Here is a 14599-nt window from a genome sequence, read left to right on the forward strand (position 1 = left end):
CAGATCCTTTCAGATTATGGCCATCTGGCCAATCGTTGAGGGTGGCCGGACTTGGCAATCTTGTCCGCACGAGGCCGTCCACCAGGGAGAACGGCCATCCCGACGGCGGAGAAGGAGAGTTGACGATGCGTGCGATCGGTCAGGACACGTTCGGCGGGCCCGAGGTGCTGAAGGTGGTCGAGGTGGAGCGTCCGGAGCCCGGTCCGGCCGAGGTGCTCGTGCGGGTGCACGCCGCGGGCGTCAACCCGACCGACTGGTGGCACCGCGCCACCGGCGGCCTGGCCGGCGACGCCGCCCCGGTCCGGCTCGGCTGGGACGTCTCCGGCGTGGTCGAGGCGGTCGGCCCGGGGGTCACCCTCTTCCAGCCCGGCGACGAGGTGTTCGGCATGCCCCGCCAACCGCTCCCGGCCGGCACCTACGCCGAGTACGTCACCTCGCCCGCCCGCCATCTGGTGCGCAAGCCCGCGTCCCTCACCCATGTCCAGGCGGCCGCCCTGCCGCTGGCCGCCCTCACCGCCTGGCAGGCCCTCGTCGACACCGCCGACGTCCGGCCCGGCCAGCGCGTCCTCATCCACGCCGCCGCCGGCGGCGTGGGCCACCTCGCCGTCCAGATCGCCAAGTCCCGCGGCGCGTATGTCATCGGCACCGCCCGTGCGGCCAAGCACGACTTCCTGCGCGGCCTCGGTGCCGACGAGGTCGTGGACTACACCGAGACCGACTTCGCCACCGCCGTCGGCGCCATCGACGTCGTGCTCGACACCATCGGCGGCGACTACGGCCCTCGCTCCCTGCGCACCCTGCGCCCCGGTGGTCTCGTCGTCTCCCTCGCCTCCCCGGCCGAGGCCGCACTCGCCGCCGAAGCCCGCGAGCTGGGGCTGCGCTCCACCTTCATGGTCGTCGAGGCGGACCAGGCGGGCATGCGGGAGATCGCCGCCCTGGCCGAGTCCGGACGGCTCCGCGCCGAGATCGCCACCGCTCTGCCGCTCGAACTGGCCGCCAAGGCACACGAGATCGGGGAGGCCGGCCGCACCACCGGGAAGATCGTCCTCACCGTCGCCGACTGAGCCCGCGGGCCACTACACGGGGCGGGGCTCCGTGCGCCCCGCACCCCGTGGAGCCACCCCGGCCGGGGCCGGCCCCTGGGCCGACATCGCGGTCGGAGCCGCCAGAAGTGAGGAGAGCCGCGCCAACGCCGCGGGCAGCGCCCGGTAGTACACCCAGGTGCCCCGCTTCTCGGAGGCCACGAGCCCGGCCTCGCGCAGCACCTTGAGGTGGTGCGAGATCGTCGGCTGGGTGACGTCGAACCGGCCGATGAGGTCGCCCACCCCGGCCCTGCCCCCCTCATGCGAGGCGATCAGCGACAACAGCCGCAGCCGGACGGGGTCCGCGAGCGCCTTGAACACCTTCGCCAGATCGGTGGCCGCCGCCTCGTCCAACGGTTCGCGCGCCATCGGCGCGGGCTCACCGACTCGGCCCCCCGGACTCACTGTCGACGCTCCTGTGTGTGGCATGCGCACATGTCTACCGGTGACCGTGCCGGGCGCGATCGGCCGGGGCGCATGACGCACGTCGTACCCGGGGAACGTGGCAGCGGGACCGGAGTGGCCGGCGCGCCCCTCGCGGGCCCTACTGGGCCTGGATGGACTGGAGCATGTTCAACCGGGCGGCCCTGCGGGCCGGCCAGATGGCCGCCAGGACGCCGATCAGCAGGGCCAGCGCGAGGAAGATCCCGAGCCTGTCCCACGGGGGCACCGTCTCGTACGTGGCGAACGAGGACGCCGTGAGGGCGCCTCCGGCCCAGGCCAGGAAGACGCCCGTGCCGATCCCGAGCACCGCGCCGAACAGCGAGATCACCACCGACTCCAGCCGCACCATCTGCTTGATCCCGGACCGGTCGAGCCCGATGGCCCGCAGCATCCCGATCTCCCGGGTGCGCTCGAAGACCGACATGGCCAGGGTGTTGACGACCCCGAGCACCGCGATGACGACGGCCATGCCGAGCAGCCCGTACATCATGTTCAGCACCACGGTGATCGCCCCGCTCTCGGCCTCGATGATCTGCTCCTGGGTCTGGACCTTCAGCAGCGGGCTGTTGCCGAGGGCGTCGCGGATCTCCTCCGCCAGCCCGGGGGCCTTGCCGGGCTCGGCCTTGACCAGCACGTCGTCCAGCTTCTTGTCGCCGGAGTACGGCAGCACGTCGGTCAGGACGCCCAGCGCGTCCTGCGCGGCACGGCTCTCGGCGTAGACGCCGACGACCTTCAGCTTCCTCCCGGGCTGGCCGGAGCCCACGCCGGCGTCGAGCGTGTCGCCCGCCCGGAGCCCGGCCCGCTCGGCGAATTCGGCGGACACCGCGATCCTGCCCGGGCCGAGGTCGCGCAGCGAGCCGGTGTGGAAGTCCAGCTCCGCGGCCTTGCCGAACGCCTCCGGGTCCGTTCCCGTGATCATGCCGAACGCGCCCTCGGCGTCGAGGCTCGCCGAGGTGACGGGCGCGGCGACGGCGACCCCCGGCACCCGCGCGACCCGGTCCGCCGCGCTCGCGTCCAGGCCCCGGTACGAGCTGTTGGAGACCTTGTAATCGGCCGTCAGACCCTGGGTCGCCTCCAGGTCCATGGCCCGCTGGGTGGAGTGCCCGGTGACGGTCAGACCGGTGATCAGAGAGAGGCCGATCATCAGCGCCGACGCGGTGGCGGCGGTACGGCGCGGGTTGCGCAGCGCGTTCTCCTTGGCCAGCTTGCCGCTGACGCCGAAGAAGCGGGTGGTGACCCGTCCGGCCAGGGTGATCAGCGGCCGGGAGAGCAGCGGGGCCAGCACGATCATGCCGGTCAGGGTCAGCGCGGAGCCGAGCATCGCGATCATCAGGTTCGACTCCTCGCTGGTCCTGAGCGTGGAGACGTACAGCATGACCAGCACGCCGAGCCCGGTGAGGAGCGCGCCGAGCACGTTGCGGACCACCAGGGAGCGGGTCGGCGGTGCCAGCTCGACGCTGTTCAGGGCCTCGATGGGGGCGATCTTCGCGGCCTTGCGGGACGGCAGCCAGGCGGCCAGGACGGTGACGACGACGCCGACCGCGAGCGACCACAGCAGGGACGCGGGCGAGATGACCAGCGGGCCGTCCGGGAGCCCGGCGCCACCGGCGTTGAGCAGCGGGCGCAGGGCGGTGGCGATGCCGAGACCGAGCGCGAAGCCCGCGGCGGAGGCGCCGAGGCCGAGCAGTGCGGCCTCGACGAGGACGGCGCGCACGACCTGGCGGCGCGAGGCGCCCACGGCCCGCATCAGCGCGATCTCGCGGCTGCGCTGGGCGATCAGCATGGTGAAGGTGTTGGCGATGATGAACACGCCGACGAACAGCGCGATGCCGGCGAAGACCAGCAGCACCTTGGTGAACGCCGCGGTGTCCGCGGTGATCTGGCGGGACTGCTCGGCTGCCAGGTCGGCGCCGCTGGTGGCCGTGGCGCCCTGGGCGGGCAGCAGCGTCTGCACCTCGGCGGTCAGCTCGCCCTGGTCGGTGCCGGGCTCGGCCGCGACCGCGACCTCGTCGAAACGGCCCGGGGCGAGGAACAGCTTCTGCGCGGTCTCGGTGTCGAACAGGGTCAGCGTGCCGCCCGCGGTGATGCGCGGGTCGTCGGTGGAGACGATGCCGACCAGCTTCTTGGTCAGCGCGGGCCCGTCGGTGGCGAAGCGGACGGTGTCGCCGACCTTGTATCCGGCCTTCTCGGCGGTCTTCGCCTCCAGGGCCAGCTCGCCTCCCCCGGCGGGGCCGCGACCCTGCTCGAGCGGGTAGCGGTTGTCCTCGCCGTCCTTGCCGGGCTGGTAGTTGGTGGCGAGGTTTCGCCAGGCGTCGTCGGCGTTGACCGGGCGGCCGTCCTTGCCGGCCAGGGTGGCCTCGCCGTTGACGGTGGGGCGCACCGCGCTGACGCCGGGCAGGGAACGGATCCTGCTCGTGAGCGCGGCATCCAGCACGGTGGTCCGCTCGCCGTCCTCACCGTCGCTGGTCTCAACCGCCTGGACGGCGACGGCGACGTCCTTGAGGCTCTTGGCGGAGGCGCTGCGGAAGGCGTTGGCGGTGGTGTCGCCGAAGACGAGCGTGCCGGAGACGAAGGCGACGCCGAGCAGCACCGCGAGCGCGGTCATGACCAGTCGGGCTTTGTGCGCAAGGACGTTGCGCAGGGCTGTACGCAGCATGGTGGTGGTTTCGGTCCTGGAGATTCGCGGTGGGAGGTGCGGGGGTGAGGGAGGGGGCGCCTCAGCTCGTCCGGCCTTGGGTGTCGAAGCGCCGCATGCGGTCGAGCACGGCTTCGGGGGTGGGGGCGGGCAACTCGTCGGTGATGTGTCCGTCGGCGAGGAAGACGACGCGGTCGGCGTAGGAGGCGGCCACCGGGTCGTGGGTGACCATCACGACGGTCTGCCCCAACTCCCGCACGGACTTCCGGAGGAAGCCGAGGACCTCGGCCCCGGATCGGGAGTCGAGGTTGCCCGTCGGCTCGTCCGCGAAGATGATCTCCGGCCGGCCGGCCAGCGCGCGGGCCACGGCGACCCGCTGCTGCTGGCCGCCGGAGAGCTGAGAGGGGCGGTGCCGCAGCCGCCCGGCCAGGCCGACGGTCTGGATGACCAGGTCCAGCCACTGCTGGTCGGGCTTGCGGCCCGCGATGTCCATCGGCAGCGTGATGTTCTCGAGGGCGTTCAGCGTGGGCAGCAGGTTGAACGCCTGGAAGATGAAGCCGATCTTGTCGCGGCGGAGCGTGGTGAGTTGCCGGTCTGTCAGGCGGGAGAGTTCGGTGTCCCCGATCCGTGCGGACCCGCCGGAGATCGTGTCGAGCCCCGCCATGCAGTGCATCAGGGTCGACTTGCCGGAGCCGGACGGGCCCATGATCGCGGTGAACCGGCCGCGCCCGAACTCCACGCAGACCGAGTCCAGCGCCATGACGCGGGTCTCGCCCTCGCCGTAGACCTTGGTCAGTCCGGTGGCGGATGCGGCGGCTCCGGCGGGGGCCTGGGCCTGGGGGGCGGTGGGACTGGTGGCTGCCTGCGACATGGGGACTCCTGGAAGGGGCGCTCAACTGCCCCACCATCGTTGCCGCGTGGGTGCCCCGGATCCGTCGCTCTCAGGGCGCGGATCAGGGGCCTGCCGAAGGTGAGAGCCGCCGGGGGTGCGTACCTCTCGGGGACCACGGTGCCTCTGCCCAAAGGAAGACCCGGCCCGCCGCTGAGCGGCTGCCCGCCGAGGGCCCGACGGCGGAGCCCGCTGGCGGATGCCGCGGAGGGTGGCTCGTCGCAGTCGTCGTGACCCTGCACCGGACGTCGTCCGGGAGGGTGCCGCCCAGGCGCCGCTAACCCATCAGGCCCGCCTGGTGCGCCAGCAGCGCCGCCTGAACCCGGCTGTCCGACCCCGTCTTCTCCAGGATCGACCGGACGTGCGTCTTGACCGTCCCCACGCCGATGGCGAGCCGCTTGGCGATGTCGAGGTTGGACAGCCCCTCTCCGAGCATGGCCAGCACTTGGCGCTCCCGGTCCGTCAGCCTGGCCAGCCGCTGGTCCGGCGGGGCGGTCCCGGGGTGGGCGCCGCCGCGCAGCATCCGCCGGATGACGGTTCCGGTGACTCCGGGGGAGAGGACCGCGTCCCCCGCGGCCGCGGCCCGTACCGCGCTGATCAGCTCCTGCGGCCCCTCGTCCTTGAGCAGGAAGCCGGTGGCACCGGACTGCAGTGCGCGGAGGACGTTCTCCTCCTCGCCGAAGGTGGTGAGCATGACGACGTGGGGTTTGGGGGTGAGGGCGGTCAGCGGCTCGACGGCGGCGAGCCCGTCCAGCACGGGCATCCGGATGTCGAGGAGCACCACGTCGGGTCGGTGCTCGGCGGCGAGCCGGACGGCCTCGGCGCCGTTGACGGCTTCGCCCACCACCTCGACGCCCTCGGCGTGCCGGAGGATCAGCCGGACGCCGTGCCGGATCATCTCCTCGTCGTCGGCGAGCAGCACCCGGATCGCGGCGCCCGCCGAGTCGGTCCGGTCAGTCATGTGTCCTCCTGCTTCCACGGGGCGGTTCGGTCGCCATGGGCACCAGAAAACGGTTGATCTCGATCAAGCGGTCGGACCGGAAGCAGTAGCGGACGACTTCGAGCCGCCGGCCCTTGGTCTCGCCGGCCCCGTACGGGTAGATGCACTCCGTCGCGGACTTCGGCCGCGGCGGCTCGCGCCCGGCGGCGGCCGCGCGCACCACGTCGTCGTCGAAGGCCAGGGCCTCCTCCACCTGTTCCTTGTCCATGCCGACCCGGGGCGTCGGGGGCGGCTGGTACTCAGGCCGCCACGCCTCGTCCACCATCACCAGCCCGAACAGCATCATCACACCGATCCCGGCCAACCCGAGCAGCCCGGCGACCGCGCTCGCCAGGCGCCGCTGGACGCGGGAGAGCCCCGGACCGGGCCCGCCGGCGGTGGCCCCCGGCCCCTTCTCGTACGGCTGTACGTGTGCGGTCTCCGCGCCGGCCCCGGCGTCGGCGGGGATGTCGGCCGCCACGGCGAACCCACCGCCCGGCGTCGGGCCCGCCTCGAAGCCGCCGCCGAGCAGCGCCACCCGTTCCCGGAGGCCGGTCAGCCCGCGCCCGGAGCCGAGCCCCGTGGCAGCGGTGGGCGGCGCGGGCGGCACGCCGTTGCGCACCCGGATCTCCACCCGCTGGTCGGTGTGGGTGACGGCGACGGCCACATGGGCCCCGGCCGCGTACCGGTGCACGTTGGTGAGCGACTCGCGCACCACGCGGTGCACCGCCCGCCGCACCCGGCTCGGCCGCGCTTCGAGATCGGCACCCTCCCAGGAGAAGTCGACGGGGATGCCGCCGCCGCGCGACTCCGCCACCAGCGCCTCGATGTCCGCGCGGGTGCCCGTAGCGTCGGTCAGCGCGTCGGTGCCGGTGTCCCGTCCCAGCGGGCCGAGGACCCCCAGCGCCTCCCGTAGCTCCTGCATCGCGTCACGGGTGGCGCCGCGCACCAGCGCCGCCTCCTCCCGCAGCTCGGGCGCCTCCTTGTGCAGCGCCATCTCCAGGCCGCCCGCGTGCAGCGAGATCAGACTCAGCCGGTGCCCGACCAGATCGTGCATCTCCGCGGCGATCCGCGACCGCTCGTGCATGCGCGACTCGCTGTCCGCGAGCCGACGCGCCTCCTCGGCGGCCGCGGCGCGCTCCCGCAGCGCCCGCAGCAGCCGGTCCTGCTGTCCCGCCGTGGTGCCGACCAGCCCCGGGACGATCACCGTGGTGGCGGCGAGCACGGCACCGAGCGCCAGCCCGAACGCCCTGCTGCCCAGCCCCGTATCGGGACCGAACGCGAATGCGGTCAGCATCGTCAGCGCGGCCCCCGAGAGCAGCAGCGCGACCCGCCTCCGCGGCGCCTCCGTCTGCCGGGCCGCGGTGTAGGCGGCCACCGCGGTGAGGAGCGCCACGGGGGGCATGACCCCCATCAGCGCGGCCAGTCCGAGGACGCTTCCCGCCGGGAACCGCCGCCGCACCAGCACCAGGGCGATCCCGCCGAGCGCCAGGGCCGCTCCGCTCCCACCGTCGAGGAGCCTGCCGGACATGGATGACTCGCCCTGGTACGTGAGCAGCACCAGCAGCCCGGCGAGGACCGCCTCACCCACCGCCCGCCACAGCCGCCGCCCCTGTTCGCCGTGCCCGGCGAAGGGGCCTCGGGCGGCCGGGCACGGTGGGAAGGCTGGTGGGGCGCTCGCAGACATACCGCCGATTATTTGGCACGTACGCGTGTGGTCCCTGCGCCTTGCGGGGGATCGTGCCTCTACCGGAAGGCAGAGGGCCGCGGGCTGGTGCGGCTCGCATCTGTGGCGATCTCGCCGTTCGGCGCGGTGCTCTTCCCGGGGCCGCCCGCCGACTCCCGGCGGGCGGCCCCCAGAGCCGTTTCGCGCTAGGTGGTCACCACTTGTAGGTCCAGACCGTGTCGTCGTACGCGCCGGAGCTGTTCACATGGATCCGGATGCGGGCGGTGTCGTCCTGGAACGTCTGGCCGGGTTTCCAGGTCTGCATGTCCAGCGTGGTGCAGTTCCCGGCGGGTGCGGCGGCCTTGGGGTTGGTCACCACGCGGACCGGTCCGTCGCCGCTGGCGACCGAGGTGTCGATCTTGTAGATCAGTACGCCGGTGGCGCAGGCTCTGGAGTCGTTGTTGGCGGCCTTGCGGGACTCGGCGACGTAGGCCGTGGTGGCGCTGGTCTTGATCACCGCCAGCTTGTAGCCGTTGCCCCCGTACTCCACTCCGTTCAGCTTGGTGGCGTACGTGCCCGACGTGGACAGGCAGGAGACCTGGCTGTCGTTGATCCATCCGAGCTTCCACGTGTGCCAGCCGAGGAACTGCGGGGCCGGGCCGCTCACCTTGCCCATGAGGTCCCACCCGCCGACGTACTGGTGCTGTTCGCCGTTGAAGGCGTAGAGGTCGGGCAGGCCGAAGGTGTGTCCGGTCTCGTGGTCGGCGACCTTGTAGCCCCAGTGCCACATGTCCTGACCGAAGGTCACCGCCCACTTGATCGCCACCCAGGCGTTCGTCGCCTTGTTCCAGACCCAGGTCGGGTTGGCGGGGTCCTGGACCCAGGTGGGGGTGTGCGTGATCGCGGCCGCGGTACTGGTCGGCACGATGTAGAACATGTCGTAGTCGGCGAGGTTGACGCCTGCGTCGGCGGCACCGGCGAGCGCGTCCTTCACATAGACACGGTGCGTGTCCCAGGAGAACCCGCGCGCCCAGTTGTAGTCGGTGGATTTCTTCGGCATGCGCACCCAGTTGCCGTACGGGGCTCGCATGTCCAGCCAGACCTTGCCGTTGGACGCCTTCCACATCCAGTCGGCGGCGCCGGATATCTGGTGGTAGTAGCGATCGAGGGGCGTGGTGGTCCCGACGGCGTCGGGGAAGTCCACGTAGATCACGCCTACGCGCTTGGTTCCCTCCGGCTTCTGGAAGCGGTCGTAGCCGGTTTGTTGGCCCTCGTCGGTGTAGCCGGTCGTTCCCTGGAGCGCGCAAACCGAGGTGCTTCCGTTGGACCCCTGGGCGGTGTCGGCGGGGGCGACGACCAGGGAGAGCAAGGCGACCAGGGCTGCGAACAGGACAAGGACGGGCACCGCGACGCGCGGGCGCCACGACGCGAGTGGGGATCTCATGGTGTGCCTCCGTGGGGGGTGCCCGCTCTCTGCCGTGCGGGCATGACTTTCCGTTGCCTGCCGATGGATATGTTGGGGACAGGATGCCGATGCGGCGGCGGTGCCGAAAGCTAGTGGATCTCCACAACAGCGCGCTATGGGGCGGGAATCGTGCCGCCGCGATCACCAGCGGTTATCGGGAATCCGCGCGCTGCCGCGCATCGAAACGCCGGTCCGGGCCTTCCCCGTACGGGCCCTGTGCCTTGCCCGCCACGGTGATCCCCTGCGATCAGCGGCCACCGGTCCCCGCCGGCGGCGCGGGGCAGCGGAAGCGTCCGCCAAAAAACCCGTGGCGCCACGTGCTCGGCCATGTCAGGCTGGGCGGCGTCCAAGGGGTGTAGCTCAGAGGCCAGAGCGCCGGTCTCCAAAACCGGATGTCGCAGGTTCGACTCCTGCCACCCCTGCCATGGCCTCCACAACCAGGCGTCGAATCCGCCGGGCTTGTGGGGCGAGGTCCAGACAAACAACAAGGCCCAGGTCTCCGACCTGGGCCTTCGCTATGGAGCGGGTGACGAGAATCGAACTCGCGCTCTGAGCTTGGGAATCCCGAGGCTTGACCGGGCCCTCTGCCGTCCTGACCTGCGAAAACTCGGTTATGGGCGCATGGTGGTAAGCCTGATCACTGCCCTGTTGTGACCGCCGCTTACCGCCCGATGTGGCACGGAAGTGGCACGGGGAGTCCGCGCGCGGGCAGAGCCTCTGATCGTGGGGGCGCAGTCTGATCACCGCGTTGAGCCGGCATCTCGGCCCGATCACCCGCGTCGGACTGGACGCGAGTGCCTGGGAGGAACTGCCGACGCGACTGGTCATCGACGATCGGGTCGTCCACCTCGACTCCTTCCCGGTCGGTGACGACACCGTCCTCATCACCCGGGGCGACCAGGATCATTTCTCCCTGCTGGTCGTCCCCCCGCAGGCGGCGCCGGACGCCGCACGCGCCGCGATGGCCCAGGCCGTACGAGCCGACAACATCACCTCAGCCGAGCACATCCTCATCGACACCGGGACCAATCCCGGCACACCTGGCCTCAAGGGGTCCTGGCCGTAGCCACCCGCTTTCACACATGTCCGTCCGGGGCTCGAGCCGACCGCCCGCGCCCACGCGATCAGCTCGAACCGGGACGGGAGCTGTCGGACGCTTCCTTCGCGGCACGGCGGTACTCGGCGTTGATGCGCTGAGCTTCCTCAAGCTGGTCCTCCAGGATGACGATGCGGCAAGCAGCCTCGATCGGGGTTCCCCTGTCGACGAGCTCGCGGGCGCGAGCGGCGATCCGCAGTTGGTAGCGGGAGTACCGGCGATGTCCGCCTTCCGAGCGCAGCGGAGTGATCAGACGGGCCTCACCGATGGCTCGGAGGAAGGCGGGGGTCGTGCCGAGCATTTCGGCGGCCCGGCCCATGGTGTATGCCGGGTAGTCGTCGTCGTCCAGACGATCGCTGAGTGGAGTGTCTGCTGCCATGTCACCTCGCTGTGCAAACGCGTCGAGGGGCCCTGGCGCCGTACGGCACCAGGGCCCCGAAGGAAATTCAACACCATCTGTCGGCCCTAATGCTGTGCCGACCTTCTGTTTCCGCTACCCGGCCCGTGAGGCGAGGGGTGCGGGGATCGCGGCTGCGTGACCGGGGACCACCATCCAATCCGGGGTCTTGCGGTACCCGGACCGAGAGCTTCCCGGGCCGGGCGATCCTGATGGCGTCTGCTCCTCCGTCCTTCCTCTGAACCAACCACTGGGTGAACGGGTACTGCGGTACTGCATCGGTGACGCTGGTGGCAGCCCTTCGACCTGCGGCTGCCCAGTGCGGCTCTCAGCCCTGTCACCGCTTCTGCGAATGCCTTGGCTTCGGAGCTCCAGAGCCGCACTGACCTGCGAACTTCAGGTACTGCTACCCGCCAGTTCGTGTCTGCCGGGTCTCACTTGACCGTGTCAACGAGAAAAAGGTTAACCGTGCCGGGTCTCAATGTCTACTCTGGCAAAAGTAGATTTTGGCGCTGGCAGGCCACAGGTATCCTGTGGCCTGCGATAACGGTGGAACAAGTCGTCGTGGGCGGCGGCAACGGATGCGTGTGCCAGCGGTCCCGAAGGACTGCTTCCGTCTCGGCCACCGCGGGCAGCGAGACGCTGCTTTCCCCCGCCCGGCCAGGAGCCTTCGCACGGACGGCGAGGCGGCGAAACGGCGGTGAGGGCCCTGCCGACGACGCGTCGGCAGGGCCCTCACCGGGTCTCTGGTGGCGGTTTCCGCCTGTCACCACACCTCTAGGGAAGCGGCGTCCCCGAGAGGCGCCGATGTGGTTCGAGGCGACGTGAGGACACCCATCGGCGCGGTCTCGAGTCGGTCGTGGCAGGTGAAGCCGAGGCGGGTCATGGCCCGGACGACTTCGCCGCTGGTGAAGTCGCGGCGGTCCTGTCGGGTGATGACCTGGCCCACTTGCTCGACCGGGTAGCGGCGGCGGCCGATGGTCACGGACTCACCCGTGACGAGCTCAGGCCTGACGCCCTTCATCGAGGCCAGCACCCCGCTCTTGGTCAGCTCGAACGGATACCGGGCGATCACACAGCGCATGACGCCTCACAGAGAAGAAAGAGAACGGACTGACCGGACGAGGTGGACGGTCCGGGGAGGACGTCCCGTAGACGGACGCGGTCCGTGTAGGTGGGGCTGTCGCGGAGAACGGCGAGCCGTGCCAGGGTGATCAGGCCGGTGCTCTGGTCGTCCCCGTCGCAGAGGACGAGGTGATCGACACGGGCACCGGCCATGAGGGACAGAGCCACCTCGACCGTCATGTCGTCACAGACCCGAGGTCCGGACGCGTCCCTGCCGTCGACCACGGCGTTGGGGGAGGGAGCCACTACCTTGTGCTGCGTCTGAGTCGGCGTCATACGTGCCTCCTGGTGCGTGAGGGGGTGGGCTCGTGATCATTCCGGCGCGGTGATGACGACCGGGACACCGGAAGGAGCCTGGGCGCCTGTGATGCGGCTCAGCTCCGCCTCGCCCGAACGCACCTGGGCGACTCGGGGGGTGATGCCTGCCGAAGCCATCAGTCGGCTCATACCGCGCCGCTGGTCAGGGGTCACCAGGGTGACGACGCTGCCGTACTCGCCGGCGCGGGCCGTACGGCCGCCGCGGTGCAGGTAGTCCTTGTGGTCACTGGGCGGATCTACATTGACGACCAGATCGAGGTTGTCGACGTGGATCCCGCGCGCCGCGACGTTGGTCGCCACCAGTACCCTCACATGCCCGCTCTTGAACTGGGCCAGGGTCCGCGTGCGCTGCGGCTGGGACTTGCCACCGTGCAGGGCTGCGGCGCGGACACCGTTGCTCAGCAGGTGCTTGGTCAGCCGGTCCACCGCGTGCTTGGTATCGAGGAACATGATCACTCGACCGTCTCGCGCCGCGATCTCGGTGGTCGTCCGATGCTTGTCCGCGTCGTGCACGTGGAGTACGTGGTGCTCCATCGTGGTGACCGCGCCCGCCGACGGGTCGACGGAGTGGACCACCGGGTCCGTCAGGTAGCGGCGGACCAGCAGGTCGACGTTGCGGTCCAGAGTGGCCGAGAAGAGCATCCGCTGCCCGTCGGGACGCACCTGGTCGAGCAGGGCGGTGACCTGGGGCATGAAGCCCATGTCGGCCATTTGGTCGGCCTCGTCGAGCACCGTACTGCCGACATCGTCCAGTCGGCAGTCGCCCCGGTCGATGAGGTCCTTGAGCCGCCCGGGCGTCGCGACGACCACCTCGACCCCGGCGCGCAGCGCACCGGCCTGCCTGCCGATGGACATCCCGCCGACGACGGTGGCCAGCCGCAGGCCCACGGAGCGGGCGTACGGAGTGAGCGCGTCGGTGACCTGCTGGGCGAGCTCGCGGGTGGGGACGAGGACGAGGGCGAGCGGCTGCCGTGGCTCGGCACGCCGCCCCGCTGTACGGGCCAGTACGGCGAGGCCGAAAGCGAGGGTCTTGCCCGAGCCGGTGCGGCCACGGCCGAGTACGTCACGACCGGCCAGGGAGTTCGGCAGGGTCGCCGCCTGGATCGGGAAGGGTGCGGTCACGCCTTCGCGGCCGAGCGTGGCCAACAGCCGCGCAGGCATGGCGAGATCGGCGAACGACCCGACGGCGGGCAGCGCGGGCGTGATCGTCTTCGGCGGCGCGAACTCGCCCCGTACGGCCCGTCCGGGCTGTCGATTTCCGTAGCCCTTTAAATGGCGCGGACCACCGGAGCGGTGGGTACCGGCGCCTCCTCCGAAGCGGTCATCCGTGTGAGTTGTGCGGGCACGCTTCATGCGGAACCTTCCTTGACGAGGCACGTAGCAAGGAATTCCCGCAGCAGATGAGCGGCGCAGAGAATCTCGAGACGGGCCAAATGAGAAGTGGGCCGAGTCGGACCGACGGGGAATGTGTCACCCGTCGGAGATGCGGGGAGCCTTTCCGTCGCGCGCCCTGAAAAGCAGCGAGATGGGGCCCGCACCCCAGAGGTGCGGGCCCCATCTACGAAGTAAGCGTCAGCGCCGGTGTCAGGCGGGAACGATGTTCTCTGCCGTCGGGCCCTTCTGGCCCTGCGCGATGTCGAACGACACCTTCTGGCCTTCCAGCAGCTCGCGGAAGCCCTGGGTGGCGATGTTCGAGTAGTGGGCGAAGACGTCGGGGCCACCGCCGTCCTGCTCGATGAAGCCGAAGCCCTTTTCCGCGTTGAACCACTTCACGGTGCCAGTAGCCATGTCATTTCTCCTTGGGATAGACGGTGTCAGGAATTCACCCTGTGCGAATTCCGTGTCGCCGTGATGATCACCCGTGGAAATGAATCTTCTGGCAACCACACCTGCAACTGACATCGACAGTAGCACGGTGAGACCGGCTCTGCATGGCGATAATTCTGCTCCGGTCGACGGTCGGGGAATGCTCGCCGAGCCCCGCACCTATTTTCTCATTCCGCGGGAACAGATATTGGTCTCCGGGGGCGTGGCCTTTTCTGCCGTGCACTTCCGCCCGCAGCCACCTCTGTCGACGGGAGATGTGCCGCTGCCCCTGTCGTCAGGCGAGTGGGCATCCCCTCGCCCGTCGGCGAGATCTGTACGGCCATCTGGGTACCCGAACGCCTTGGCTGACAAGGGAGTTGGGAGAATTGCACAGCGGGGAGATGCTTCGTCGTGTGTCGGATGTCGACGAGAGAGCCCCCAGGTTGAGGAGCACGGATCACAGTGAGGGCGTCTCAAGTTGCGGGATGGAGTCGAACAAGCAAGCGAGCCCTCTGGGCGGGTGGGGCGCCTGCGGGTCGATTTCGTTGCCAAGTGGTGCGCAAGTGGAGTGCGAGCCCGCAGAGGTCCGCAGAAGCAACAAGGCCCAGGTCTCTGACCTGGGCCTTCGCTATGGAGCGGGTGACGAGAATCGAACTCGCGCTCTGAGCTTGGGAATCACCGGATGGTCGGCGTCGAT

At 70.4% G+C, this 14599-nt stretch carries 12 protein-coding genes, 1 tRNA gene and 1 pseudogene; 3 read left to right on the top strand and 11 right to left on the bottom strand.

Annotated features, from left to right (window positions below; genetic code table 11):
* The first annotated feature begins 125 nt into the window (after positions 1–125).
* A complete protein-coding gene (locus tag LRS74_RS17190; RefSeq protein ID WP_277741825.1) occupies positions 126–1064 on the top strand; it encodes an NADP-dependent oxidoreductase in 939 nt (312 codons plus the stop codon).
* A 12-nt stretch (positions 1065–1076) separates the two neighbouring features.
* Here LRS74_RS17190 and LRS74_RS17195 read toward each other — a convergent pair whose 3' ends face one another.
* From LRS74_RS17195 to LRS74_RS17220, 6 genes are all read right to left on the bottom strand, one after another.
* Positions 1077–1451, bottom strand: a complete 375-nt coding sequence (locus tag LRS74_RS17195) for a metalloregulator ArsR/SmtB family transcription factor (RefSeq protein WP_277741826.1) — start codon at positions 1449–1451, stop codon at positions 1077–1079.
* Positions 1452–1626: 175 nt separating this feature from the next.
* Entirely contained in the window at positions 1627–4182 is a 2556-nt protein-coding gene (locus LRS74_RS17200; RefSeq protein WP_277741827.1) for an FtsX-like permease family protein, read from the bottom strand.
* 61 nt (positions 4183–4243) lie between these two features.
* On the bottom strand, positions 4244–5032 hold the full coding sequence (locus tag LRS74_RS17205) for an ABC transporter ATP-binding protein (protein ID WP_277741828.1): 789 nt from the start codon (positions 5030–5032) through the stop codon (positions 4244–4246).
* A gap of 295 nt (positions 5033–5327) precedes the next feature.
* The gene (locus LRS74_RS17210; RefSeq protein ID WP_277741829.1) at positions 5328–6011 is read right to left on the bottom strand and encodes a response regulator transcription factor; all 684 of its coding nucleotides are present in this window, start codon (positions 6009–6011) and stop codon (positions 5328–5330) included.
* A complete protein-coding gene (locus LRS74_RS17215; protein ID WP_277741830.1) occupies positions 6004–7716 on the bottom strand; it encodes a histidine kinase in 1713 nt (570 codons plus the stop codon). Before LRS74_RS17215 ends, LRS74_RS17210 begins: the two co-directional genes overlap by 8 nt.
* 193 nt (positions 7717–7909) lie before the next feature.
* Positions 7910–9139, bottom strand: a complete 1230-nt coding sequence (locus LRS74_RS17220; RefSeq protein WP_277741831.1) for a M6 family metalloprotease domain-containing protein — start codon at positions 9137–9139, stop codon at positions 7910–7912.
* A 370-nt stretch (positions 9140–9509) separates the two neighbouring features.
* Between LRS74_RS17220 and LRS74_RS17225 the strand changes: the two genes are divergently transcribed.
* Both LRS74_RS17225 and LRS74_RS17230 read left to right on the top strand, forming a co-directional pair.
* Positions 9510–9585, top strand: a tRNA-Trp gene (locus LRS74_RS17225).
* Between the two features lie 308 nt (positions 9586–9893).
* A pseudogene (locus LRS74_RS17230) lies at positions 9894–10226 on the top strand (DUF5994 family protein); the annotation flags it as partial.
* 58 nt (positions 10227–10284) lie between these two features.
* Here the strand turns inward: LRS74_RS17230 and LRS74_RS17235 are convergent.
* The 5 genes from LRS74_RS17235 to LRS74_RS17255 all read right to left on the bottom strand — a co-directional run bounded on the left by LRS74_RS17235 (position 10285) and on the right by LRS74_RS17255 (position 13884).
* Positions 10285–10635 (bottom strand): MerR family transcriptional regulator, encoded by a 351-nt coding sequence (locus LRS74_RS17235; protein ID WP_277741832.1) that lies wholly within the window; start codon positions 10633–10635, stop codon positions 10285–10287.
* Positions 10636–11419: 784 nt separating this feature from the next.
* Positions 11420–11737 (bottom strand): SCO5918 family protein, encoded by a 318-nt coding sequence (locus LRS74_RS17240; protein WP_277741833.1) that lies wholly within the window; start codon positions 11735–11737, stop codon positions 11420–11422.
* On the bottom strand, positions 11725–12054 hold the full coding sequence (locus LRS74_RS17245) for a CBS domain-containing protein (protein ID WP_277741834.1): 330 nt from the start codon (positions 12052–12054) through the stop codon (positions 11725–11727). The genes LRS74_RS17240 and LRS74_RS17245 overlap by 13 nt, the downstream gene beginning before the upstream one ends.
* Before the next feature lie 36 nt (positions 12055–12090).
* Positions 12091–13449 carry a DEAD/DEAH box helicase gene (locus tag LRS74_RS17250; RefSeq protein WP_277741835.1) on the bottom strand — a complete coding sequence of 453 codons (1359 nt, stop codon included), beginning with the start codon at positions 13447–13449 and terminating at the stop codon, positions 12091–12093.
* Positions 13450–13680: 231 nt separating this feature from the next.
* Entirely contained in the window at positions 13681–13884 is a 204-nt protein-coding gene (locus LRS74_RS17255) for a cold-shock protein (protein ID WP_030648194.1), read from the bottom strand.
* Positions 13885–14599: the final 715 nt, after the last annotated feature.

Origin of the sequence: Streptomyces sp. LX-29 (assembly GCF_029541745.1) — a bacterium.
In the GTDB taxonomy this organism is placed as follows: Bacteria; Actinomycetota; Actinomycetes; order Streptomycetales; family Streptomycetaceae; genus Streptomyces.

Excerpts from the sequence above, each read along its gene's own strand:
- LRS74_RS17195 (WP_277741826.1), bottom strand. The coding sequence starts at position 1,451 with ATGGCGCGCGAACCGTTGGACGAGGCGGCGGCCACCGATCTGGCGAAG.
- LRS74_RS17250 (WP_277741835.1), bottom strand. The coding sequence starts at position 13,449 with ATGAAGCGTGCCCGCACAACTCACACGGATGACCGCTTCGGAGGAGGC.
- LRS74_RS17255 (WP_030648194.1), bottom strand. The coding sequence starts at position 13,884 with ATGGCTACTGGCACCGTGAAGTGGTTCAACGCGGAAAAGGGCTTCGGC.
- LRS74_RS17215 (WP_277741830.1), bottom strand. The coding sequence starts at position 7,716 with ATGTCTGCGAGCGCCCCACCAGCCTTCCCACCGTGCCCGGCCGCCCGA.
- LRS74_RS17235 (WP_277741832.1), bottom strand. The coding sequence starts at position 10,635 with ATGGCAGCAGACACTCCACTCAGCGATCGTCTGGACGACGACGACTAC.
- LRS74_RS17210 (WP_277741829.1), bottom strand. The coding sequence starts at position 6,011 with ATGACTGACCGGACCGACTCGGCGGGCGCCGCGATCCGGGTGCTGCTC.
- LRS74_RS17240 (WP_277741833.1), bottom strand. The coding sequence starts at position 11,737 with ATGCGCTGTGTGATCGCCCGGTATCCGTTCGAGCTGACCAAGAGCGGG.
- LRS74_RS17190 (WP_277741825.1), top strand. The coding sequence starts at position 126 with ATGCGTGCGATCGGTCAGGACACGTTCGGCGGGCCCGAGGTGCTGAAG.
- LRS74_RS17220 (WP_277741831.1), bottom strand. The coding sequence starts at position 9,139 with ATGAGATCCCCACTCGCGTCGTGGCGCCCGCGCGTCGCGGTGCCCGTC.
- LRS74_RS17200 (WP_277741827.1), bottom strand. The coding sequence starts at position 4,182 with ATGCTGCGTACAGCCCTGCGCAACGTCCTTGCGCACAAAGCCCGACTG.
- LRS74_RS17245 (WP_277741834.1), bottom strand. The coding sequence starts at position 12,054 with ATGACGCCGACTCAGACGCAGCACAAGGTAGTGGCTCCCTCCCCCAAC.
- LRS74_RS17205 (WP_277741828.1), bottom strand. The coding sequence starts at position 5,032 with ATGTCGCAGGCAGCCACCAGTCCCACCGCCCCCCAGGCCCAGGCCCCC.